This window comes from Streptomyces silvae, from assembly GCF_016745505.1.
GTDB classification, from domain to species: Bacteria; Actinomycetota; Actinomycetes; order Streptomycetales; family Streptomycetaceae; genus Streptomyces; species Streptomyces silvae.
Map to the genome: position 1 here is coordinate 17751 of NZ_JAERUC010000135.1, position 22981 is coordinate 40731.

21 protein-coding genes are annotated in these 22981 nt (G+C 71.4%); 9 read left to right on the forward strand and 12 right to left on the reverse strand.

What is annotated here, in order from left to right; all coding sequences use genetic code 11:
- Window positions 1-83: 83 nt before the first annotated feature.
- Together JKV81_RS20405 and JKV81_RS20410 are read right to left on the reverse strand one after the other, a co-directional pair.
- The gene (locus JKV81_RS20405; protein ID WP_129264665.1) at window positions 84-1028 is read right to left on the reverse strand and encodes an RNA polymerase sigma-70 factor; all 945 of its coding nucleotides are present in this window, start codon (window positions 1026-1028) and stop codon (window positions 84-86) included.
- A 27-nt stretch (window positions 1029-1055) separates the two neighbouring features.
- Window positions 1056-1811, reverse strand: coding sequence for an LppU/SCO3897 family protein (locus JKV81_RS20410; RefSeq protein WP_129264666.1), 756 nt, complete (start codon window positions 1809-1811; stop codon window positions 1056-1058).
- 110 nt (window positions 1812-1921) lie between these two features.
- Between JKV81_RS20410 and JKV81_RS20415 the strand changes: the two genes are divergently transcribed.
- The 8 genes from JKV81_RS20415 to JKV81_RS20450 all read left to right on the forward strand — a co-directional run bounded on the left by JKV81_RS20415 (window position 1922) and on the right by JKV81_RS20450 (window position 12419).
- Window positions 1922-2809: a DUF2797 domain-containing protein gene (locus JKV81_RS20415; protein WP_202077080.1), complete on the forward strand. Its 888-nt coding sequence runs from the start codon at window positions 1922-1924 to the stop codon at window positions 2807-2809.
- 48 nt (window positions 2810-2857) lie between these two features.
- Window positions 2858-3739: an amidohydrolase family protein gene (locus JKV81_RS20420; protein ID WP_129264668.1), complete on the forward strand. Its 882-nt coding sequence runs from the start codon at window positions 2858-2860 to the stop codon at window positions 3737-3739.
- Between the two features lie 75 nt (window positions 3740-3814).
- On the forward strand, window positions 3815-4552 hold the full coding sequence (locus JKV81_RS20425) for a response regulator transcription factor (RefSeq protein ID WP_099173180.1): 738 nt from the start codon (window positions 3815-3817) through the stop codon (window positions 4550-4552).
- Window positions 4553-4577: 25 nt separating this feature from the next.
- Window positions 4578-6293, forward strand: a complete 1716-nt coding sequence (locus tag JKV81_RS20430; RefSeq protein ID WP_129264669.1) for a HAMP domain-containing sensor histidine kinase — start codon at window positions 4578-4580, stop codon at window positions 6291-6293.
- 26 nt (window positions 6294-6319) lie between these two features.
- Window positions 6320-7660, forward strand: coding sequence for a bifunctional glycosyltransferase family 2/GtrA family protein (locus tag JKV81_RS20435; RefSeq protein WP_129264670.1), 1341 nt, complete (start codon window positions 6320-6322; stop codon window positions 7658-7660).
- Complete coding sequence (locus tag JKV81_RS20440) at window positions 7657-9888, forward strand: ArnT family glycosyltransferase (RefSeq protein WP_202077082.1); 2232 nt, start codon at window positions 7657-7659, stop codon at window positions 9886-9888. Before JKV81_RS20435 ends, JKV81_RS20440 begins: the two co-directional genes overlap by 4 nt.
- A 188-nt stretch (window positions 9889-10076) precedes the next feature.
- On the forward strand, window positions 10077-11588 hold the full coding sequence (locus JKV81_RS20445; RefSeq protein WP_202077084.1) for an MFS transporter: 1512 nt from the start codon (window positions 10077-10079) through the stop codon (window positions 11586-11588).
- A gap of 57 nt (window positions 11589-11645) precedes the next feature.
- Window positions 11646-12419 carry a TetR/AcrR family transcriptional regulator gene (locus JKV81_RS20450; RefSeq protein WP_202077086.1) on the forward strand — a complete coding sequence of 258 codons (774 nt, stop codon included), beginning with the start codon at window positions 11646-11648 and terminating at the stop codon, window positions 12417-12419.
- Window positions 12420-12449: 30 nt separating this feature from the next.
- On the opposite strand, the gene JKV81_RS20455 is transcribed toward JKV81_RS20450, so the two are convergent.
- From JKV81_RS20455 to JKV81_RS20475, 5 genes are all read right to left on the reverse strand, one after another.
- Window positions 12450-13397 (reverse strand): NAD(P)-dependent oxidoreductase, encoded by a 948-nt coding sequence (locus JKV81_RS20455; protein ID WP_202077088.1) that lies wholly within the window; start codon window positions 13395-13397, stop codon window positions 12450-12452.
- Window positions 13398-13405: 8 nt separating this feature from the next.
- Window positions 13406-13876, reverse strand: coding sequence for a PPOX class F420-dependent oxidoreductase (locus JKV81_RS20460; RefSeq protein ID WP_147984596.1), 471 nt, complete (start codon window positions 13874-13876; stop codon window positions 13406-13408).
- 73 nt (window positions 13877-13949) lie between these two features.
- Entirely contained in the window at window positions 13950-14765 is an 816-nt protein-coding gene (locus tag JKV81_RS20465; RefSeq protein WP_124277989.1) for a YceI family protein, read from the reverse strand.
- A gap of 196 nt (window positions 14766-14961) precedes the next feature.
- Window positions 14962-17379, reverse strand: coding sequence for an MFS transporter (locus JKV81_RS20470; protein ID WP_505016568.1), 2418 nt, complete (start codon window positions 17377-17379; stop codon window positions 14962-14964).
- Window positions 17380-17480: 101 nt separating this feature from the next.
- A complete protein-coding gene (locus tag JKV81_RS20475) occupies window positions 17481-17993 on the reverse strand; it encodes a MarR family winged helix-turn-helix transcriptional regulator (protein ID WP_129264677.1) in 513 nt (170 codons plus the stop codon).
- Window positions 17994-18318: 325 nt separating this feature from the next.
- Between JKV81_RS20475 and JKV81_RS20480 the strand changes: the two genes are divergently transcribed.
- Window positions 18319-18534 (forward strand): hypothetical protein, encoded by a 216-nt coding sequence (locus JKV81_RS20480; protein WP_124277992.1) that lies wholly within the window; start codon window positions 18319-18321, stop codon window positions 18532-18534.
- 289 nt (window positions 18535-18823) lie between these two features.
- Here the strand turns inward: JKV81_RS20480 and JKV81_RS20485 are convergent, their stop codons facing one another.
- From JKV81_RS20485 to JKV81_RS20505, 5 genes are all read right to left on the reverse strand, one after another.
- Entirely contained in the window at window positions 18824-19690 is an 867-nt protein-coding gene (locus JKV81_RS20485) for an RNA polymerase sigma factor SigF (RefSeq protein ID WP_073750853.1), read from the reverse strand.
- A gap of 234 nt (window positions 19691-19924) precedes the next feature.
- Window positions 19925-20782, reverse strand: coding sequence for an RNA polymerase sigma factor SigF (locus JKV81_RS20490; protein ID WP_124277993.1), 858 nt, complete (start codon window positions 20780-20782; stop codon window positions 19925-19927).
- Window positions 20783-20968: 186 nt separating this feature from the next.
- Complete coding sequence (locus JKV81_RS20495) at window positions 20969-21262, reverse strand: Dabb family protein (RefSeq protein WP_124277994.1); 294 nt, start codon at window positions 21260-21262, stop codon at window positions 20969-20971.
- Window positions 21263-21272: 10 nt separating this feature from the next.
- Window positions 21273-21437: a hypothetical protein gene (locus JKV81_RS20500; RefSeq protein WP_014155101.1), complete on the reverse strand. Its 165-nt coding sequence runs from the start codon at window positions 21435-21437 to the stop codon at window positions 21273-21275.
- Window positions 21438-21829: 392 nt separating this feature from the next.
- The coding region (locus tag JKV81_RS20505; protein ID WP_202077092.1) for an MFS transporter at window positions 21830-22981 on the reverse strand (1152 nt) is incomplete at its 5' end.

Sequence of the window (22981 nt, forward strand, 5' to 3'; positions counted from 1 at the left end):
CGGTTTCACCCCTTGAACCGGGCAGCCCCGCCTTTCCTGACAGGTAGGTGGTGTGAAGCAGGTCACAGTGTGGGTGGGGGGTGTCAGAAGGCGGTGAACAGGGGGTCTCCGTGGTCGGAGGCCGCCCATCGCGCGGTCGCGCGTTCGAGCTTGTCGGGGTTGACCTGGTTGAGGATCGTCGCGATGCCGTCGCCGGTGACCTGGAGGCACATGACGCCGATGATCCGGCCGTCGACGACCGCCACCACGGCGGGGGCGTTGTTGGCGGTCGTGGCGTACACCTCGGCCGAGCCGCCGGCGATGGTGCGCTTGGCCTTGCCGGGCTTGAACAGGCCCCGCATGAACGTGGCGACCGCGACCGCTCCCTCGAACGCCTTGGCGCGGGCCGGCACCTTCCCGCCGCCGTCGCCGATGGAGATGGCGTCGTCGGTGAGCAGCCGCACGAGCGGCTCGGTCCGGCCGCTGGTGGCGGCCGCGAGGAACTCCTCGACGATCCGCCGGGCGGCTGCCTCGTCGATGTCCGCGCGGGCCTTGCCGTCCGCGACGTGCTTCTTGGCGCGGTGGAAGATCTGCTGGCAGGAGGCCTCGGTGATGTCGAGGATCTCCGCGATCCTCCGGTGCGGGTAGTCGAAGGCCTCCCGCAGCACGTACACCACCCGCTCGTTGGGGGAGAGGCGTTCCATGAGACGGAGGACGGCGTACGAGACGGACTCGCGCTGCTCGGCGGTGTCGGCGGGGCCGAGCATCGGGTCACCGGCGAGCAGCGGCTCGGGCAGCCACTGGCCGACGTAGGTCTCGCGCCGGGCGCGCGCCGAGGTGAGCTGGTTGAGGCACAGGTTGGTGAGCACCTTCGTCAGCCAGGCCTCGGGGACCTCGATGCGGTCGATGTCGGCGGCCTGCCAGCGCAGGAACGTGTCCTGCACGGCGTCCTCGGCATCGCTCGCCGAGCCCAGGAGGCGGTAGGCGATGGCCTCCAGGCGGGGCATGAAGGCCTCGAACCGGTCCATGTCGTTCATGGTCAGAGCCATGGACCGGATCCTAGTGCCGGGCTGCCGTCAGCGTGCGTACGAGCCGAGGCCGATCAGGCAGTAGACGTATTCGTTGATCGCCGTCCCGTTGAGGGTGTAGCGGTACGAGAAGGCGTACTGGGTGGCGGAGTTGGCCTCGCACCTGCTCATGTCCGAGGTGAAGGAGAACCGCTGGATCACCTGGTAGTGGGCGTCGGAGGCCGAGCAGGAGACCTCGTCCACCCCGCTGACCTCCTGCGCGGTCGTGGAGTCCGGCAGGGTCCCGTTGAGGCAGGTGCCGTTCTCGTACGGTTCGGGGGCGGCCTCGTCGTCCGTGTCGTACGGGTCCTCCGTGTACGGGTCCTCCGTCGCGGGGTCCTCGGTCTCCTCCGTCTCGTCGTCCTCGGTCTCCGCGGCGGCGGGTTCCTCGGTGTACGGGTCCTCGGTGCTCGTGTCCTCCGCGTACGGGTCGTCGATGTACGGATCGAAGGACGAGGAGGAGGCGGCCGAGGGGCGGGAGGGGGTGCTGTCGTGGTCGAGCCCGGTGGCCAGGATCACCGCCAGCGCGATCACGGCGGCGATGCCGAGCAGCCCCGGCCAGGCGCGGCCGAGCGGCGAGCCGCGCCGGGCGACCCGGATGCGCAGGAGCACCTCCTGGCCGTCGATCCGGATCCGGGCGAGGTCGCCGTCCTGGACGGGTGGGAGGTGGACGCGGGTGGGGCCGGTCGGGAGCGGGACGGTGACGACGGCGCCGTCGGCGGCCTGCATCGGCGTGAGCGAGAGTGGGATCTCCGGTAAGGACACGGGGTCAGTGTGGACCGCCGGAGACGGTAATTGGAGCGTTTCTCTAGAAACTTACTCTAGATCTGTACGGGCGTGAGGCACGGGCGTGAGGCACGTGCGAGAGGGGTGGCATGAGCGGCTGGCGGTGCACCGGGCTGCGCTGGCCCCACGACGGGCCCGCGCTCGGGTGGGCGCGGGGCGACGGGGGCGGGCCGGGACGGGTGAGCGTCCTGGCGTACGGGAAGGAGCTCGGGTTCCGGGCCGAGGGGGAGCGGCACTGTGTCGGGGCGCGCGGCAACCCGTGCCCGGTCGGGGCCGCGGTTCCCGTACGGAGCACGGGGGCGCGGTGCGCGGAGTGCGCGCGGCTGGACCGGGCGCACTCGGTGGCCGCCGACACGATCGCCGACGACCCGCGCCCGTACCGCGTCTACCTGGCCTGGTTCGGTCCGGGCATGGTCAAGGTCGGGATCACCGGGGAGGCGCGGGGCGCCGCCCGGCTGCGGGAGCAGGGGGCCGTGGTCTTCAGCTGGCTGGGGCGCGGTCCCCTGATGGCCGCGCGGCGCACGGAGGAGCTGCTGCGCTCGGCGCTCGGGGTGCCCGACCGCATCCCGTACGCCCGCAAGCGCGCGGCGCGGGCCGAGCTGCCGGGGGCGGCGGAACGGGCCGCCGAGATCGGGACGCTGTACCGGCGGGCCGCCGCCCTGGAGGGTGCCGGGTGGCCGGAGGCGCTGGAGCGGCTGCCGTTCGAGCCGGTCGACCACGCCGGGGTGTTCGGCCTCGACGTTGCGGGTCCTGCGGCACGGGTGGTGACCGGGCTGGTGGCCGGCGGGGTGGTGGCCGGGCGGCTGGTCGCCGCGGCCGGGCCCGATCTGCACCTGGAGACCGCGGCCGAGGGGATCGTCGTGCTGGACACGCGGCTCGTCACCGGCTGGGACCTGGTGGGTGCCGACGCGCGGGCCGGGATCAGTGTGCCGGTCGTGGCCCTGGGGGCCGGTGGTGTGCAGGACGGCCTGTTCTGAGATCGTCGCCGGGGATCGTTCCGGTGACGTACGAGGCAGGTGGGGCGGATGAGCATCGATGACCGTGACCGTGAGGACGTGGTGCGGTTCTGGCAGGGGCTCGGGCTGCCCGGGATCATCGACGTACACACGCACTTCATGCCGGAGCGGGTGCTCAGCAAGGTGTGGGCCTACTTCGACTCCGCGGGCCCCCTGACCGGGCTGGAGTGGCCGATCACCTACCGGCGCGACGAGGACGAACGCCTAGCGCTGCTGCGCTCGTTCGGCGTGCTCCGGTTCACCTCGATGCTCTACCCGCACAAGGCGGGCATGGCGGCCTGGCTGAACGGCTGGGCGGCCGACTTCGCCGCGCGCGTGCCGGACTGCCTGCACACCGCGACGTTCTTCCCGGAGGAGAGCGCGGGGGCCTATGTGCGCGAGGCGGTCGAGGCGGGGGCGCGCGTCTTCAAGTCGCACCTCCAGGTGGGGGCCTACGATCCCAACGACCCGCTGCTGGAGGCCGTCTGGGGGCTGCTCGCGGAGGCCGGCATCCCGGTGGTGACGCACTGCGGGTCCGGGCCGGCGCCCGGCGCGTACACGGGCCCGGAGCCCATCGGGCGGCTGCTGTCCCGGCATCCCCGGCTGAAGCTGGTGGTGGCGCACATGGGCATGCCGGAGTACGCGGAGTTCCTGGAGCTCGCGGCGGCGTACCCCGGCGTGCGCCTCGACACGACCATGGCGTTCACGGACTTCACGGAGAGCTTCACCCCGTTCCCGGCCGGACTCCGCGGTCGCCTCGCCGATCTGGGGGACCGGATCCTGCTCGGCACGGACTTCCCGAACATTCCGTACCCGTACGTCCACCAGCTGCACGCCCTGGAGCGGCTCGGGCTGGGCGACGCGTGGCTGCGGGCGGTCTGCCACGGGAACGCGAGCGAGCTGTTCCGGTAGCCCCTCGCGCCGTTTCTCAGGAAATTCACAGGTGGGCGAAAGGTCTCTCTCACGGCCGTCTCACAGGCTTGAGCCATGACCACGACCTCGCCCCAGGGGCGCACAGAACTGCTCAGGCCCGACCGTCATCCCGTCCGCGTACTGGTCGTGGACGACGAGGCGCCGCTTGCCGAGCTGCTCTCCATGGCCCTGCGGTACGAGGGGTGGGAGGTCCGCAGCGCCGGCGACGGCGCGGGTGCCGTCCGTACGGCGCGCGACTTCCGCCCCGACGCGGTGATCCTCGACGTGATGCTCCCCGACATGGACGGACTGGCCGTGCTCGGCAGGCTCCGGCGGGAGCTCAACGACGTGCCCGTGCTGTTCCTGACCGCGCGGGACTCGGTGGAGGACCGGATCGCCGGGCTCACGGCGGGCGGCGACGACTACGTCACGAAGCCGTTCAGCCTGGAGGAGGTCGTGGCACGGCTGCGCGGGCTGATCCGCCGCTCCGGCACCGCCTCGGTCCGCAGCGAGTCGACGCTCGTCGTGGGCGACCTGGTGCTGGACGAGGACAGCCACGAGGTGAGCCGGGGTGACGACTCGATCCATCTCACCGCGACCGAGTTCGAGCTGCTGCGCTTCCTGATGCGCAATCCGCGCCGGGTGCTCAGCAAGGCGCAGATCCTGGACCGGGTCTGGAACTACGACTTCGGCGGCCAGGCCAACGTGGTCGAGCTGTACATCTCCTACCTGCGCAAGAAGATCGACGCGGGGCGCACCCCGATGATCCACACCCGGCGTGGGGCGGGATACCTCATCAAGCCGGGTGAGTAGGCCCCTGAGCGGCGGGAGGAGCACCGTGAAGCGTCCCTGGACCCTGCGGACCCGGCTCGTCGTGTACGCGGTGACGCTCATCGCGGTCGTCGCCGCCGTCATCGGCTCGGTCACCGCGATCGCCTTCCAGAGCTACATGGACGGGAAGCTCGACGACCAGCTGCGCGACATCGCCAGGGTGGCCCAGCAGCCTCCGCCGGGGAGCGGCAAGGCCGCCCGGGGCGGCCCGGAGGGCGGCGACGAGGAACCGCTGGCCTTCATCGGCAGGGGCGCGTTCAACACCTTCGGGGCCGTGGTCTCCGGCGGGTCCGTCACCGAATCGAAGGTGGTCAAGGGACCGGACGCCCGGGAGAGCACCGAGGAACTGACCGACGCGCAGAAGAACGCCCTCGAAGGCGCCGACGTGGCCCCGGACGGCGAACCCCACGACGTCGAGCTCCCCGGGCTCGGCCGCTACCGCGTGCAGCTCGTCCCGTCCGGCGGCACATCCGTCGGTGGAGCGTCCGGTGGTGACTCGCCCGTCGGCGGAGCGTCCGGCGGTGGCACGGCTGCCGGTGGAGCGTCCGGAGGCGGCACGTCCGTCCTGGTCGGCATCCCGACGGCCGAGGTGGACAAGGCCGTCACCACCCTGATCCTCGTCGAGGTCTGCGTCACCGGCGCCGGGCTGATCGCCGCCGGGATCGCCGGTGCCGCCATGGTCGGTGTGGCCCTGCGCCCGCTGCGCCGGGTGGCCGCCACCGCGACCCGGGTCTCCGAACTCCCGCTGCACAGCGGCGAGGTCGCCCTCCTCGAACGGGTCCCGGACGCCGAGGCCGATCCCCGTACCGAGGTCGGCCAGGTCGGGGCGGCCCTCAACAGGATGCTGGGCCATGTCGGTTCGGCGCTGGAGGCACGGCAGAAGAGCGAGACCCGCGTACGGCAGTTCGTCGCGGACGCCAGCCATGAGCTGCGCACCCCGCTCGCCTCGATCCGCGGCTACGCCGAACTGACGCGGCGCGGACGGGAGAACACCGGGCCCGACACCCGGCACGCCCTGGGACGGATCGAGTCCGAGGCGGAGCGGATGACCGGCATGGTCGAGGACCTGCTCCTCCTGGCACGTCTCGACGCCGGACGGCCGCTCTCGTACGAGAGCACCGATCTCTCCCCGCTCGTCATCGACGCGGTGAGCGACGCCCGGGTCGCGGACCGCACCACCGAAGGTGCTGCCCACCACTGGCGGCTGGAGCTGCCCGAGGTCCCCGCGACGGTGCTCGCCGACCCGACCAGGATCCAGCAGGTGCTGGTCAACCTGCTGGCGAACGCCCGTACGCACACCCCGCCGGGGACCACCGTCACGGTCCGCGTGCGCCAGGCGCGCAGGGAGCTGCCCTGGGTGACGCTGGAGGTCGAGGACAACGGGCCGGGTATCCCCGCGGAGCTCCAGCCACGGGTCTTCGAACGATTCGCGCGCGGCGACGCCTCGCGCTCCCGGCACGCCGGGTCGACGGGGCTGGGCCTCGCCATCGTGCAGGCCGTGGTCGCCGCGCACGGCGGGATGGCCGAGGTGCGCTCCGTGCCCGGCAGCACGGTGTTCGCCGTCCATCTGCCGGCGGACGCGGTGTACGCCGGCGGGGCGGAGAGCCATGGCGGCACCCAAGGCGAACAGTTCGGTGACACGCCGCTGAACTGGGCGGATACAGCCGGCGACGCTTCCGCCGCGCACTCACAGACGCACCACAGGCTCAGCACACGGATGTGACAGCGCGGTTGGTGAGTGTGGGTCCCATGCGAACCGACACTGCTTGGAGCACCCTGCCGGCCCGGGAACACCTCCTGGCCGCAGCGGTCGGCGCTCCCGCCCCCGTACCTGTCCTCGACGTCGTGATCCCCGTGTACAACGAGGAGAAGGACCTCGAAACGTGTGTGCTGCGCCTGCACGACCATCTGGCGCGGACGTTCCCCTACGGCTTCCGGATCACCGTGGCGGACAACGCGAGCACCGACCGTACGCCCCGGGTGGCGGCCCGGCTCGCGGACCTCATCCCCGAGGTGCGGTCGTTCCGGCTGGAGGAGAAGGGCCGGGGACGGGCGCTGCGGACCGTCTGGTCCCACTCGGACTCGCCGGTGCTCGCCTACATGGACGTCGACCTCTCGACCGACCTGAACGCCCTGCTCCCGCTGGTCGCCCCGCTGATCTCCGGCCACTCCGACCTGGCCATCGGCTCGCGCCTGGCCCGTAGTTCGCGGGTGGTGCGGGGATCGAAGCGGGAGTTCATCTCGCGGGCCTACAACCTCATCCTGCGCTCCTCGCTGGCCGCCCGGTTCAGTGACGCCCAGTGCGGCTTCAAGGCCATACGGCGCGAGGTCGCGCAGCGGCTGCTGCCGATGGTCGAGGACACCGGATGGTTCTTCGACACCGAGATGCTGGTCCTCGCCGAGCGCGCCGGGCTGCGCATCCACGAGGTGCCGGTCGACTGGGTCGACGACCCCGACTCCACGGTGCACATCGTGCGGACGGCGACCGACGACCTCAAGGGCGTCTGGCGGGTGGGCCGGGCCCTGGCCACCGGCGCCCTGCCGCTGGACCGCCTGGCGCGGCCCTTCGGGGACGACCCGCGCGACCGGGCCGTGCCCGGGGTGCCGCGCGGACTCGCCCGGCAGCTGGCCGGCTTCTGCGTGGTGGGCGCGCTCTCCACCCTGGTCTACCTCGCCCTGTACTCCCTCTTCCGGCTGGGCTTCGGCCCGCAGTTCGCCAACGCGGCGGCCCTCCTGGTCTCCGCCGTCGCCAACACGGCGGCGAACCGGAGGCTCACCTTCGGCGTACGCGGCCGGGGCGGGGCCGTGCGCCACCAGGCGCAGGGACTCGTCGTCTTCGCGATCGGGCTCGCGCTCACCAGCGGTTCGCTCGCCGCCCTGGGCACGGCGTCCGGATCGGCGTCGCACGGCACGGAACTCGCCGTGCTGATCGCGGCCAACCTCGCGGCGACGGTGCTGCGGTTCCTGCTCTTCCGCGCCTGGGTCTTCCCCGACCGGCGCACCGACCACCAGGACGCCCGCAGCGACCGGCGCACCGACCACCAGGACGCCCGCACGGGTGCCGCACACGAACTGAGGGACGCCCGATGACCGCCGCCACCACCCACTCCGGCCACTTCCAGGCCCCGCCCGACACCCCAGGGGCGCCCGCGCACGCCGCGGGCGGACGGGAACCGCTGCTACGGCGCATCCGCCGGGGCAGGCCCGAGGACCCGCGCTGGGCGAGGCCCGCCTTCCTCGGACTGCTGCTGGTCGTCGCGCTCGCGTACCTGTGGAATCTGAGCGCGTCCGGTTACGCCAACTCCTTCTACTCCGCGGCCGTGCAGGCCGGCAGCCAGAGCTGGAAGGCCTTCTTCTTCGGCTCGCTGGACTCCGCGAACGCGATCACCGTCGACAAGCCCCCGGCCACGCTCTGGCCGATGGCCCTGTCGGTGCGGATCTTCGGCCTGAGCTCCTGGGCGATCCTCATGCCCCAGGTCCTGATGGCCGTCGCGGCGGCCGGCGTCCTCCACGGGGCCGTACGCCGCCGCTTCAGCGCCGCCGCAGGGCTGATCACCATGGTGGTCCTCGCGCTGACCCCGGTCGCCGCGCTGATGTTCCGCTTCAACAACCCGGACGCGCTGCTCGCACTCCTGATGACGGTCACCGTCTACTGCGTGCTGCGCGCGATGGAGGCCGGCCGGACGAAGTGGCTGGTCTGGGCCGGTGTCGCGGTCGGGCTGGCGTTCCTGTCGAAGACCCTCCAGGCCTTCCTGATCCTGCCGCCGCTGGCCCTGCTGTACGCGGTGTTCGCCCCGGTGTCCGTCCGCAAGCGGTTCGGCCAGCTCGGCCTGGCGGCGCTGGCGATGGTCGTCTCCGGCGGCTGGTGGGTGGCGATCGTCGAGCTGTGGCCCGCCTCCTCGCGCCCGTACATCGGCGGCTCGCAGAACAACTCCTTCCTGGAACTCACCTTCGGGTACAACGGACTCGGCCGGATCAACGGCGAGGAGACCGGCAGCGTCGGAGGCGGCGGTGGCGGCGGCCAGGGCGGCGGCTGGGGCGAGACCGGCATCGGCCGCATGTTCAACTCCGAGATCGGCGGCCAGATCTCGTGGCTGCTGCCCGCCGCGCTGATCCTGCTGGCCGCGGGCGTCTGGCTGACCTGGCGGGCGAAGCGGACCGACACGGCCCGCGCGGCGTTCCTCGCCTGGGGCGGCTCGCTGCTGATGACGGCTCTCGTCTTCAGCTTCATGGCCGGCATCTTCCACCAGTACTACACGGTGGCCCTGGCGCCCTACATCGCGGCGCTGGTCGGCATGGGCGCCACGGTCCTCTGGGAGGAACGCGGCAAGTGGTGGGCGGGCGCGACGCTCGGGGTGACCGTCGCGGCGACGGCCGTCTGGTCGTACGTCCTGCTGGGGCGCACCCCGGACTACGTCCCGTGGCTGCGCTGGGCCGTCCTGATCGGCGGGCTCATGGCCGCGGTGGGGCTGCTGCTCGCGGTGCGGCTCGGCCGGGCGCTCGTGCTGGGCGTGGCGGGCCTGGGGCTCGCGGCGTCGCTGGCCGGGCCGACGGCGTACACGATCAGCACGCTGAACACCGGGCACCAGGGATCGATCGTCACGGCGGGTCCGTCGGGCGCGAGCATGGGCGGTCCCGGCGGCGGCCGGGGCGGCGGCCCCGGGGGCGGTGAGGGCGGCCCCGGCGGCGGCATGCAGCCCCCCGGCCAGGGCACCCAGCAGGGCGGCCAGGCCCCGGGCACCGCACAGGGCGGCCAGACCCCCGGCAACGCGCAGGGCGGCGGCTTCCCCGGCGGCGGCACACCGGGCCAGGGACAGAGCCAGGGCCAGGGCCAGGGCCAGGGCACGCAGGGCCAGGCGCCCGGTGGTCAGCAAGGCGGCCGGCAGGGCGGCATGCCCGGCGGTGGCACGGGCGAGGGCGGCATGGGCGGAGGTGGAGGCGGCGGCATGGGCGGTCTGCTCAACGGCTCCTCCGTCGACTCCGAGGCCAAGACGCTCCTGAAGCAGAACGCCGACGCCTACACCTGGGCCGCCGCGGCCATCGGTTCGCAGAACGCCGCGAGTTACCAGCTCGCCACCGGCGACCCGGTGATGGCGATCGGCGGATTCAACGGCAGCGACCCGTCCCCGACGCTCGCCCAGTTCAAGAAGTACGTGGAGGACGGCAAGATCCATTACCTGATCTCCAGCAGTTCGGGCGGCGGCATGGGAGGCGGCGAAGGGACCTCCTCCCAGATCACGGCGTGGGTGGAGGAGAACTTCAAGGAGGTCACCGCGGGAAGCGCGACCTTCTACGACCTCACCCAGCCCACGAGCTGACGCCGGCGGGCAGAGCGGCGGAACAGGGCGGTGGCCCGGAGCAGAGGCTCCGGGCCACCGCCCTCCGCCGTCACCAGGACGGATCCGGCACCACGGGGAGATGTGTTGTACGGCGTACAGGCAATGCCATACGGTGTACAGGAACACGTCCCTTACACCGTACGAGTGCACCGGAACCAGGAGTTCGCATGACGGCGACCGCCGCCGAGCAGAACGGCCTCGCACCCGCGGGCGGCCATGCACGCCGCTGGGTGATCCTCGGAGTCATCTGCCTCGCCCAGCTCACCGTGCTGCTCGACAACACCGTCCTGAACGTCGCCATCCCCTCGCTCACCGCCGACCTTCACGCCTCAACCGCCGATGTGCAGTGGATGATCAACGCCTACGCGCTCGTCCAGTCCGGGCTCGTGCTCACCGCGGGCAGCTCCGCCGACCGCTACGGCCGGAAGAAGATGCTGGTCGCGGGGCTCGCGCTGTTCGGGGTCGGCTCGCTGGCGGCCGGACTCGCGCAGTCCTCCGGGCAGTTGATCGCCGCCCGCGCGGGCATGGGCGTCGGGGGCGCGCTGCTGATGACGACCACCCTCGCCGTGGTGATGCAGATCTTCGACGACACCGAGCGCGTCAAGGCGATCGGCATCTGGTCCACCGTCAGCTCGCTCGGCTTCGCGGCCGGTCCACTGATCGGCGGGGCCATGCTCGACCACTTCTGGTGGGGCGCGATCTTCCTGGTCAACATCCCCGTGGCGGTCATCGGCCTGATCGCGGTCGTCCGGCTCGTCCCGGAGTCCAGGAACCCGCAAGGAGACCGCCCCGACCTGGTCGGGGCCCTGCTCTCCACCCTCGGCATGGCCTCCGTCGTGTACGCGATCATCTCCGGCCCGGAGCACGGCTGGGGCTCCGGGCCCGTCCTGCTGACGGCCTTCGCCGGGATCGCCGTCCTCACCGGATTCGTCCTGTGGGAGCTCCATGTCCCGTACCCGATGCTGGACATGCACTTCTTCCGCGACCAGCGGTTCACCGGCGCGGTCGCCGGCGCGATCCTCGTTGCGTTCGGGATGACGGGGTCGCTCTTCCTGCTCACCCAGCACCTCCAGTTCGTCCTCGGCTACGAGCCGCTCGAAGCGGGGCTGCGCACGGCCCCGCTCGCCCTCACCGTCGTCGCGCTCAACCTCACGGGGCTCGGCGCCCGGCTCGTGGTGAAGCTGGGGACGCCGGCCGTCATCGGCACCGGGATGAGCCTGCTGGCCGCCGGGCTCGCGGCCATCGCCCTGCTGGGCGGGCGGGACTACGGCGGCATGCTGCTCGGCCTGCTCGTCATGGGTGCGGGCGTCGCGCTCGCCATGCCCGCGATGGCCAACGCGATCATGAGTGCCATCCCGCCGGAGAAGGCGGGCGTGGGCGCCGGGGTGAACGGCACGCTCGCGGAGTTCGGCAACGGGCTCGGGGTCGCCGTGCTCGGCGCCGTGCTCAACTCCCGGTTCGCCGCGCTCGTACCGGGCGTCGTCGGCGCTTCCTCCCTGCCGGCTGCGCTGGCCGCCGCCGACGGGGCGGCGGACCGTGAGCGCATCACGGACGCCTTCGCCTCGGGCCTGGAGACCAGCCAACTGGTCGGCGCCGCAGCGGTCCTGGCAGGCGGTCTGCTGGCCGCGGTCCTGCTGAGGCGGGCCGAGCGGAGCGGGAGCTCCGGCCCGCGGGCATAGCATCGGACGGGGGAGCCGGTACGCAGGAGTGCCACCGCAAGACAAGGAGCGTGCGTCATGGGGTCCGCGGCAGACGGTGCGAACAGCCCTTCCCGGGTCAGCGTGTGGCTGGACCGGCGGACACCCTCACGCACCCGCAAGGCGGACCAGCCGGCCGGCCTGGACCGGGACAGGATCACGGCGGCGAGCGTGCGCCTGCTGGACGCCGACGGCCTCGCGAAGTTCTCCATGCGGCGCCTGGCCGCCGAGCTCGACGTCACGGCGATGTCCCTCTACTGGTACGTCGACACCAAGGACGACCTGCTGGAACTCGCCCTGGACACGCTCTACGAGGAGATCCCGGCCACCCCGGAGGACGCCGACTGGCGCGACCGGCTGCGCGAACTGGCCACCAGCTACCGGAAGATGTTCGTACGCCATCCCTGGGCGTCGGGCCTGGTCGGCAGCTTCCTGAACATCGGACCGCACTCGATGCTGTTCTCGTACGCCGTCCAGGACGTCGTCCGGGCCACCGGGCTGCCGCTGGAACGGCAGACGGGCGCGATGGCGGCCGTCTTCCAGTTCGTCTACGGATTCGGCACCACCGAGGGGCACTTCGTGCAGCGCACGGTGCAGGCCGGGCTCACCCAGGACGAGTACTTCGCGAGGGCGATGGGCACGATCCGCGCCGACCCGGAGCTGCACCGGGCCATGCGGCCCTCGGAGCACCTGATGGACGCGCGCGGCGGGGAGACGGTGGAGGAGATGCGCGACCGGGACTTCACGTTCGCGCTGGACCTTCTGATCGCGGGCATCGAGGCGACGTGCGAGAACGCGGCGCGCCACCCGTAGAACCGGCGCGCCACCCGTGGGCCCGTTCCCTCAGTAGCCGCGCCCGGTGTCCACGGCCAGCGCGGGCGTACGCCCCTCGCCGACCGCCTCCCAGCAGGCGCCGAAGTCGGCGACGACGTCCTCGTCGGCCGTGATGCCGGCCGAGTGCGACGTGATCACCGTGCGCGGCAGCCGCCAGACGGGGTCGCCGGGGTCCGCGGGCTCGTCGGGCAGCACGTCGAGCACGGCCCGGCGGACCGCACCGCCGCGCAGCGCGGCCTCCAGCGCCGCCATGTCCACCGTCGCGCCCCGGCCCACGTTGACGAAGGTGGCGCCCCGCATCGCGGTGAACCGTGCGGTGTCGAAGTAGGCCTCCGTGGCCCCGGTCAGGGGCAGCGTCGACACCACCCACCTGGCCTCCGCCAGCGCCGCGGTCTCCTCGTCCGAACCGGCGAGGACGACCCGGTCGAAGCCCGGGGGCGCGGCGCGGGGCGTACGGCTCACGCCGACCGTGCGCAGGGAGCAGGACCGCAGCAGGGAGGCGACCGCGCCGCCGATGCGTCCGGTGCCGTGGACCACGGCGGTCCGGCCGGCGGCGAGTTCGGACGGGAGGCGGCGCCATTCGTACCGGGCGTGCTGCGCGGTGTGCTCCGGCACGGACTGGCACTCGGCGAGGATCCAGGCCAGCGTGTACTGGGCGATCCGCTCGCCCATCCGTCCCACGGTCCGCGTCAGCAGGGCCCCTTCGGGCCAGGGCCCGGCGGCGAGCAGTGCGTCCGTACCGGCGTTGACGCTGTGGAACCACAGCAGGTCCGGGGTACGCAGCGCCTCGGGCAGCACGCTCCCCACGCAGACGAACGGGCCGTCGGGCGCGGTGGTGAGGTCCGTCTCCGCCGGGCGTCCGGTGAGGCGTTCCAGCTCACGGACGACGGCCGGTGCGACGGAGGGGGAGGTCAGCAGCCGGGCCCGCGCGAGCGGGCCCGGGCGGGGCGGTGTCATCGGTGCGGTCAGCCGCCGTCGGCCAGGCGGGCGGGGAATCCGCCGGTGGCGATCGGGCTCCAGCGCTCCGGGGTGATCCGGATGATGGACTTCCCCTGCTTGAGCATCGCCGCCCGGTACTCGTCCCAGTCCGGGTGCTCGCCGGAGATGTTGCGGAAGTACTCGACGAGGGGCTCGACCGAATCCGGTGAGTCGATCACCTCGGCCGAGCCGTCGACCTGGACCCAGGGCCCGTTCCACTCGTCCGACAGGACGATCACGCTGACCCGCTCGTCGCGCTTGGCGTTACGGGTCTTGGCCCGTTCGGGGTAGGTCGAGACGACGATCCGTCCCGCGTCGTCCACGCCGCAGGTGAGCGGGGAGCCCTGGGGGCGGCCGTCGGACCGGGTGGTCAGCAGGATCGCCCGGTGCCGGGGCCGCACGAAGTCCAGCAGTTCCCCGAGTTCCACGGCGGTGTTGGTCGCGATGTTGGGTGCCATGCGGACCAGCCTAGGGTCTTCCGTGGCGCGAGGCCCTGGGTCCCGGGCCGGTCCCAGGGCCTTCCCAGCGGTCCTATCCCTGGACGGAGTCGCCCTGGACCGCCTGGATGTCGAGTTCCACGCGCAGGGTCGTCCCGATCGCGGAGATGCCCGCCTGCAGCACCTGGTTGTAGTTCATGGCGAAGTCGTCGCGGCGCAGTTCCGCCGTGGCGTGGAAGGCCGCCCGCACCCCGCCCCACGGGTCGGGGCCGGTGCCCAGGTAGCTGAGGTCGAGGTCCACGTCGCGCGCGATGCCGTGCATCGTGAGCAGGCCGTGCACCGTCCAGCGGTCGGGCCCGGCCGGGGTCAGCGCCCGGGAGCGGTAGGTGATCTCCGGGTACGCCTCCACGTCCAGGAAGTCCGCCGAGCGCAGGTGCTTGTCCCGCATGGCGTTGCCCGTGTCGATGCTGGTGGAGGCGATGAAGGCCTCCACACGGGAGTTCTGCACGTCCTCGGAGATCTCGATACGGCCGCCGAACTCGGTGAACCGGCCGTGCACGCTGGAGATCCCCAGGTGCTGGGCGACCGCGGCCACCGAGGAGTGCACCGGGTCCAGCGACCAGGTGCCCGGAGGCGGCAGCTCCACGCCGCCCTGCCGGGCCAGCACCACGGTCCCGGCCTCGACGCGGCCGCTGGCCGTGACGAGCGCGGTGGACGCGGCGGGGGCGTAACCCACCGCCGTGACGATCACCGTGTACGCGCCGGCCTGGAGGAGGTCGTCGGTGCGGACGGCTCCGTTCTCGTCGGCGGCGGCCCGGAGCACCTGGGTGCCCGTCATGTCGGTCACCGTCACGACCGCGTGCTGGACGGCCCAGCCGTCCCGCGTACGTACCTGTGCGCGAAGTCCCATCCCGTGTTCTCTCCTTGCTCAAATCACTCGTGAAGCAGCGACTCGGACCGCGGTCGCAATGAGTCGGGCCCCGGGCGGGGCCGGCAGGCCGTCCCCTGCCTGCCGTTCCCGCCACGGGGCCCATTTCCACCCGGCGGCCACAGCCTCTCCGCTCGAAGTGCTGTTCCGCCAGGGGTCTGTGTGGATCTTCCGGTCGTTACTCGCCCGGGTGGGCGAGCTCGATGTCGTGACCGTCGACCCCGGTACCGCTCACGGTCAGCGAGCCGGCCACCGGCGGGTAGCCGGTCGCGATCACGGAGTACTCACCGGCGTCCAGGTCGGTGAAGGCGTACACGCCGTCCTCCCCGGTCGTCGAGGAGGCCACCACGTTGCCGGCCGCGTCGATCAGCGTGACCCGGGCGTCGTTCAGCGGTGCCCGGCCGGAGCCGGCCCTGACGACACCCCGCACCAGCGCACCGGACCGCAGGGCCACGTCGACCCGGGTGACACCCTGGCCGCCGACCTCCACCGGCAGGGCCAGCGGACGGAAGCCCGCGGCCGTGACGGCGACGGTCACCGAACCGGGGATCAGCTCACCGAAGGCGAACTCACCCGCGTCGCCCGAGACACCCGTGGCCAGCACGTCGCCGCGCACATCGGTCACCACGACCATGGCGCCCTGGACCGGGCTGCTGCCCTCGGCGGTCCGTACGGTCCCGGAGAGACCGCTCGTACCGGCGAGCAGGATGTCGAAGGCCAGCGGCTCCTCGCCGACGACCACGGTGGACGCCTGCGGCTGGAAGCCGTCCGCGGAGGCGATCAGGACGTAGCTGCCGGAGCCCGGCGCGTCCAGGACGTAGCCGCCGTCGGCCTGGGCGACGGAGCGCCCCAGCTGCCGGCCGCCCAGCGAGATCAGCGTGACGGCGGCGCGGGCGACGGGTGCGCCCTCGGCGCCCCGCACCACACCGCGTACGGGCGTTCCCTGAATGGTCAGCTCCTTGGTGGCGGCGGTCTCCTCCAAGGCGTCGGCCGGGGCGAACCCGGCGGCGCCCGCGGCGACCGGCACGGCGGCTTCGGCGGCCTCGACGGCCTGCGCCGTGGCCGGCACCTCGGCGGAGGTGCTGTCGTTGCCCGCCTTCGTCTTCAGGGCGACCTCCTTGATGAAGATCGTCAGGAGGAAGGCGACCAGCGCGGCAGGCGCGGCGTACAGGAAGACGTCGGCGACACCGTGGCCGTAGGCGACCTCCATGACCGTACGCAGCGGACCGGGCAGCGAGTCCAGGTCGGGGATGCCCCCGCCACCGGTACCGCCGTGGCCCAGCGCGGCACCCTCGGGGCCGAGGTCGGCGAGGCCGTCCTTGACGTAGTGGGTGACACGGTTGCCCAGCACGGCGCCCAGCGCCGAGACGCCGATCGCACCACCGAGCGAACGGAAGAACGTGACGACGGAGCTGGCCGCACCGAGGTCGGAGGGGGCGACCTGGTTCTGCGTGGCGAGGACCAGGTTCTGCATCATCATGCCGATGCCGAGGCCCATGACGAGCATGAAGATCGCGATGTGCCAGTACTCGGTGTCGTACCGGATGGTGCCCAGCATCCCGAGGCCGGCGGTGAGCAGGAAGCCACCGCTGACCAGCCATGCCTTCCAGCGCCCGGTCTTGGTGATGACCTGGCCGGAGATCGTCGAGGAGAGGAACAGACCGGCGATCATCGGGATCGTCATGACGCCGGACATCGTCGGCGACTTGTCCCGCGCCAGCTGGAAGTACTGGCTGAAGAAGACGGTGCCCGCGAACATCCCGATACCGACGAACAGCGAGGCCGCGGAGGCCAGCGTGATGGTGCGGTTACGGAAGAGGCGCAGCGGGATGATCGGCTCGCGGGCCTTGGACTCGATGAAGAGGAACAGCGCGATGAGGACGACGGTGCCGCCCAGCATCGTGTACGTCTGCCAGGAGACCCAGTCGTACTTGTCGCCCGCGAAGGTCACCCAGAGCAGCAGCAGCGAGACCGCGGCGCTGATGAAGAACGCGCCGGACCAGTCGATCTTGACGCCCTCGCGCTTGATCACGGGGAGCTTCAGGGTCTTCTGGAGCACGATCAGCGCGATGATCGCGAAGGGCACACCCACGTAGAAGCACCAGCGCCAGCCCATCCAGCTGGTGTCGGTGATGACACCGCCGAGGAGCGGGCCGCCGACGGTGGCGACGGCGAAGACCGCGCCGAGGTAGCCGCTGTAGCGCCCACGCTCGCGCGGGGAGATCATCGCGGCCATCACGATCTGGGCGAGGGCGGAGAGACCGCCGACGCCGATGCCCTGCACCACACGGCAGGCGATGAGCATGCCGCTGCTGGTGGAGAGGCCGGCGACTATGGAGCCGGCCACGTAGATGATCAGGGCGATCTGGACCAGCAGCTTCTTGCTGAACAGGTCGGCGAGCTTGCCCCACAGCGGGGTGGTGGCGGTCATGGCCAGCAGCGAGGCCGTGACGACCCAGGTGTAGGCGCTCTGGCCGCCGCCGAGGTCGGAGATGATCTCCGGCAGGGCGTTGGAGACGACCGTGGACGACAGGATCGCGACGAACATGCCGAGCAGCAGCCCGGTGAGTGCTTCCATGATCTGCCGGTGTGTCATCGGCGCGCCGGAAGGGGCTTCGACAGCCCCGTGCTTGGCGTGGCCGCCCCGCACACCGGATGGTGTGGTCGTAGCCATTTAAATCCTTGTCTTTGCTTCTGTTACACAGGTGTACGGGTGTGTACGTCGTCGGCGTGCCCGGCGCGGCAGTCGCCGCTGTGCTTTCCGGGGGTGCATCCTCCGGAGCCGCGGCAGGAGAAGCTGTCGCGCAGCCGGGACAACAACGTGTTGAGCTGTCCGACTTCTTCGTCGGACCAGTCGATGAGGTTGTGGGCGAACATCTCCGTGGTCCGCCGGGTCAGCTCGTCGAGCAGTTCCTCGCCCGCGGGGGTCAGCCGCAGGATGCGGGACCGCTTGTCCGCCGGGTCCGGGAACCGTTCGACCCAGCCGCTCTCCACCGCGTGAGTCACATGACGGCTGGTCACCGACATGTTCACGGCCAGGAGCTCGGCAAGCCGGGTGATCCGCATCTCGCCGTACTTGGCCAGCAGCGTCAGCACGCCGGCCGTGCCACCGGGGCACTCGGAGGGCAGGATGCGGACGAGCCCCCGCTTGACGGCTCCGACGGCGCTGAGCTGCCGGGCCAGTTCTTCGTACTGGCTCCGTGCCGCCACTGGCCCTCCAGACGTCTCGCGAGGTCATCTTGTTGCTTAGGGCAACGATAGAAGCGGTTGGTTGCCGCAGGCAAACGAAATGGGCCTTGCAGAAGTAAAGGAACGCAAAAGCCTGTGTAGGTGCCCGGTCAAGCGCGCAGCGCACAGCGGGTGGGCCCCCGGCGGATGTGTTCCTCGCCACAGGAGGGGGCGCCCGGGGGCTCGTGGAGGAGGTGCGAAGTGCTCCGGCGGGCGGGTGAAGAGGCCGTGTGCGCCGAGGAGGGGCATCGGCCGCCGGGGCCCCGGGGGTTGGGCGGAAGGCCTGCGTTCGCTAGGGTCCTGGGCCATGGCACACAACCCCCACGCCCCGCAGCCGGGCCCCGAGGGCACTCACGACCCGGCGGGCAGCACGCAGATGTTCCGCGCGTTTGTCGACGAGGGCGAGCCGCAGCGCAGGCAGCAGCCCGCCGCGACCTCGTCAGGCTCGAAGACCGGGGTGATCGTGGCCGTCGTCGCGGTCATCGTCGTCCTCGGCGCGGTCGCCTGGCTCGCGCTCGGCTGACCACCGCGCGTCCCCTTCACGGCCGGCCCGTCGCCCCTCTGCGGGGTCCGCGGGCCTGCCGGGCGTCCACGTGAGCGTGTACGCCGCACCTCCGCACCCGCTCCCGCACCGCACGCCGGCACGGGAGCGGTCCGCGTTCGCCCCCGGACGCGCCTGCGAGCCCGTACGCCGGAGACGCCCGCACGCCCGTCGTACGGCGTGGGAGGCACCCGGACACGGCGAGGCCGCCGGGGCGGGCGCTCGTGGTGCCCCGGCGGCCTCGTGAGCCGTTGCTGCGGACCCGCCGGGGTCAGTCGGCGATGAGCCCCTCCCTGAGCTGCGTGAGCGTCCGGGTCAGCAGCCGGGAGACGTGCATCTGCGAGATGCCGACCTCCTCGCCGATCTGGGACTGCGTCATGTTGGCGAAGAAGCGCAGCATGATGATCTGCCGCTCGCGCGGGGCGAGCTTGGCCAGCAGCGGCTTCAGGGACTCGCGGTACTCGACGCCTTCCAGCGCCGCGTCCTCGTACCCCAGGCGGTCCGCCAGCGAGCCCTCGCCGCCGTCGTCCTCCGGGGACGGTGAGTCCAGGGAGGAGGCCGTGTAGGCGTTGCCCACGGCCAGGCCGTCGACCACGTCCTCCTCGGAGACCCCGAGCGCCTTGGCCAGCTCCGGCACCGTCGGCGAGCGGTCGAGCTTCTGGGCGAGCTCGTCGCTGGTCTTGGTGAGGGCGAGCCGCAGCTCCTGGAGCCGGCGCGGCACCCGCACCGACCACGAGGTGTCGCGGAAGAAGCGCTTGATCTCCCCCACGACGGTCGGCATGGCGAACGTGGGGAATTCCACGCCCCGTTCGCAGTCGAAACGGTCGATCGCCTTGATCAGACCGATCGTCCCGACCTGGACGATGTCCTCCATCGGTTCGTTACGGCTCCGGAACCGTGCCGCCGCGTACCGCACCAGCGGGAGGTTGAGCTCGATGAGTGTGTCCCGCACATAGGCCCGCTCAGGGCTGTCCGTTCCGTCGGGGCCCGAGGCGGGACCCAGCGCGGCGAGCCGCAGGAACAGGGAGCGGGACAGGGTGCGGGTGTCGATGGCTTCCGGCGAGCTGGTGAGCACGGCAGGTGCCGGCACGCTCTTCGTGAGCGTGAGCACCTTCGAGCTGCCCTGTTCTGCGGACATGCCACCCCCTTGAGGTCGCGGACGGTCGCGGTGGCCACGACCATCGGAGGAACGCAGCCTCCACCTGAATACCGGAGGTAGGGCTGCGGCAAACGCGGTTCCAGCAGAATGTCACATGTCGGCAACACGCTGTAGTGACTTGTCGACAAGTCAGCGCCGGAACCGCGCTGGAAACAGGGGGTGTGCGGCTTTTACGCCCCCGGATCCGGTCCTCTCGGGGTCTACCCGTTCCAGCTACGCCTCGATCCTGTTTGCGGATCGAAGTCGGGCGAAACTTCTGGCGAGAAGCCTTGACACATGCATCTGGGAGACGCCCAGTTCGGCGCTGATCTGTGACTGCGTCAGGTTGTTGTAGTAGCGCAGCAGCAGGATCCGCTGTTCGCGCTCGGGCAGCTGGACGAGCAGATGCCGTACCAGGTCGCGGTGTTCGACCCCGGCCAGTGCCGGGTCCTCGTAGCCGAGCCGGTCCAGGAGCCCCGGCAGCCCGTCACCCTCCTGGGCCGCCTCCAGCGAGGTCGCGTGGTACGAGCGGCCCGCCTCGATGCAGGCCAGGACCTCGTCCTCGGAGATCTTCAGGCGCTCGGCGATCTCGGCGGTGGTCGGTGAGCGGCCGTGAGCGGTCGTCAGGTCCTCGGTGGCGCCGGTGACCTGGACCCAGAGCTCGTGCAGCCGCCGGGGCACGTGCACGGTCCGTACGTTGTCCCGGAAGTAGCGCTTGATCTCGCCGACCACGGTGGGCATGGCGAACGTGGGGAACTGGACGCCGCGTTCCGGGTCGAAGCGGTCGATGGCGTTGATCAGGCCGATGGTGCCGACCTGGACGACGTCCTCCATCGGCTCGTTGCGGCTGCGGAAGCGGGCCGCCGCGTACCGCACCAGCGGCAGGTTCGCCTCGATCAGCGCGGTGCGCACCCGGTGGTGCTCCGGGGTGCCCGCTTCGAGGTCCTTGAGCCGCGCGAACAGCACCTGGGTCAGCGCTCTGGTGTCCGCCCCCCGGGTCCTGGCGGGTGTCGTGGGGTCGGGGGTCTCGGTCTGGATGTCGTCCGTCTGGACGTTCTGGGGCGGGACTTGAGGCGCTGTACTGGCCGGCACGGTGTCGCCACCCCTTTGCGGTCAACTACGGTCAACTCATCCGTCAAAAGCGGTCATAGCATCACAAGACATGTCCACTGTGTGCAAGCACCGCATGGAGTCGTGTTGAGGGCGTTTTGGTTTAAACATGCCGAAAAGCCCCTCTCCTGTAGGGGAGGGGCTGTCGGGACCGGGGACCGGAAAGGGTCAGAAGGGGTAGTCGGCGATCACCCAAGTGGCGAACGCGCGCCACTGGCCGGCGGCGGCCTGGTGGTCGGGATGCTCGACGTACCGCTTGAGGGCGTCCTCGTCGGCGACGGCCGAATTGATGGCGAAGTCGTACGCGATCGGCCGGTCGGTGATGTTCCAGGCGCACTCCCAGAACTGCAGCTCGGGGATCTTCCCGCCGAGCTCCCGGAAGGCCTCCGCGCCCGCGACGACCCGCGGATCGTCCCGCTCGACGCCGTCGTTCAGCTTGAACAGGACCAGGTGGCGGATCATGGGGTCTCTCCTACTTCACGAGCTCGGACATGAAGTCTCCGACGCCCTGCGCGGCGCTCGAAACACCCTCGAACCCTATTTGAACGAGGTCGGCGCTCCGCTCGGGAGAGGTGATGATCGTGTACAGCACGAAGACCACAATCATGTAGAGCGCGATCTTCCTCGCTTGCACCACAGCCCCGCCCCTCCCCTTCGATCACCTGTGCAGTCGGGTGATTCTAGCCGCACGTATGGCCGTATCCGAGGGCCGTTTCCGATCACTGATGCGGCTTTTAGGGTCGAAGGACCCGTCGATTCGGGCCCTTTGTCGGCGGGCGAGGCTTACGGCGGGGAGGAGGATGGTCGGTGGGCCCGCGACAGAGGCAGGAATGCGTGGCCCGAGGAACGGGACCTCCACGAGGTCCCCACCGCGTGACTCCCCCCGACCGCGGCGAGGGCCTACGGTCCCCGTTCTCACCGGGGGAAGCGGCTTGTCCCCCCGATGCCGCTTCCCCCGACCTCACGTCCGAAGGGCCCGGCGCACCAGCACCGGGCCCTTCGTGTCATCCGTCCGTACGTCCGTACGGGTCAGTCCTTCCGCAGACCGACCCCGCCCGGGGTGGTGTCCTGGACGCCGTCGTCCGCGGCGCTCCGGGGAGCCGGCACGGTGGCGGCGGCCGCCCCTTCGGCGGCTTCCTCGGCGGCGAGGCGTTCCATGCCGCTCGTCGTCTTGAGGGGCTTCTCCTTGATGAAGAGGACCGCCAGAAGACCGAGGAAGGCGAACGGGGTGGCGATGAGGAAGAGGTCGCCGGTCGCGACGCCGTACGCGTGCTCGACGATCTGCTTCATCGGCTCGGGCAGCTTGGTCATGTCGGGCACGGCGCTGCCGTGTCCGCCGCCGGCCGCGGGCAGCCCGCTCTCCGCGAGGCCCTTGGTCATCTCGGCGGCCACCCGGTTGGCGAGGATCGCGCCGAGCACGCTGGTACCGATGGTGCCGCCGAGGCTGCGGAAGAAGGACAGCACGGAGGTCGCGGCACCCAGTTCGTGCGCGGGCACGTCGTTCTGCGCGGCGAGCACGAGGTTCTGCATCAGCATGCCGACGCCGATGCCCATGAACGCCATGTAGACGCTCAGCAGTCCGAAGTGGGTGTCCGCGTCGATGGTCGAGAGCAGGCCGAGGCCCGCCGTCATGACGACGGCACCCGCGATGAGGTAGACCTTCCACTTGCCGGTGGCGGAGATGATCTGCCCGGCGATCGTCGAGGAGACCAGCAGACCGCCGATCAGCGGAAGGCTCATGAGCCCCGCGACGGTCGGCGACTTGCCCAGCGAGATCTGGAAGTACTGGGACAGGAACACGGTCCCGGCGAACATCGCGATACCGACGAAGAAGCTCGCCAGGGTCGTGAGCGTCACCGTGCGGTTGCGGAAGATGTCCAGCGGGATGATCGGCTCGGCGGCCCGCTGCTCGACGAAGACCGCCGCGATCAGGAGCACCAGCCCGGTCGTCACCAGAGCGGCCGTCTGCCAGGACGCCCAGTCGAAGCTGTTGCCCGCGAGGGACGTCCAGATCAGCAGCGCGCAGACGCCGGCCACGATCAGAAAGGCGCCCAGCCAGTCGATCCTGACCTGGCGGCGTACGGTCGGCAGCTTCAGGGTGCGCTGGAGGAGGACGATCCCGGCCAGCGCGAACGGCACACCGATGAAGAAGCACCAGCGCCAGCCGAGCCACGAGGTGTC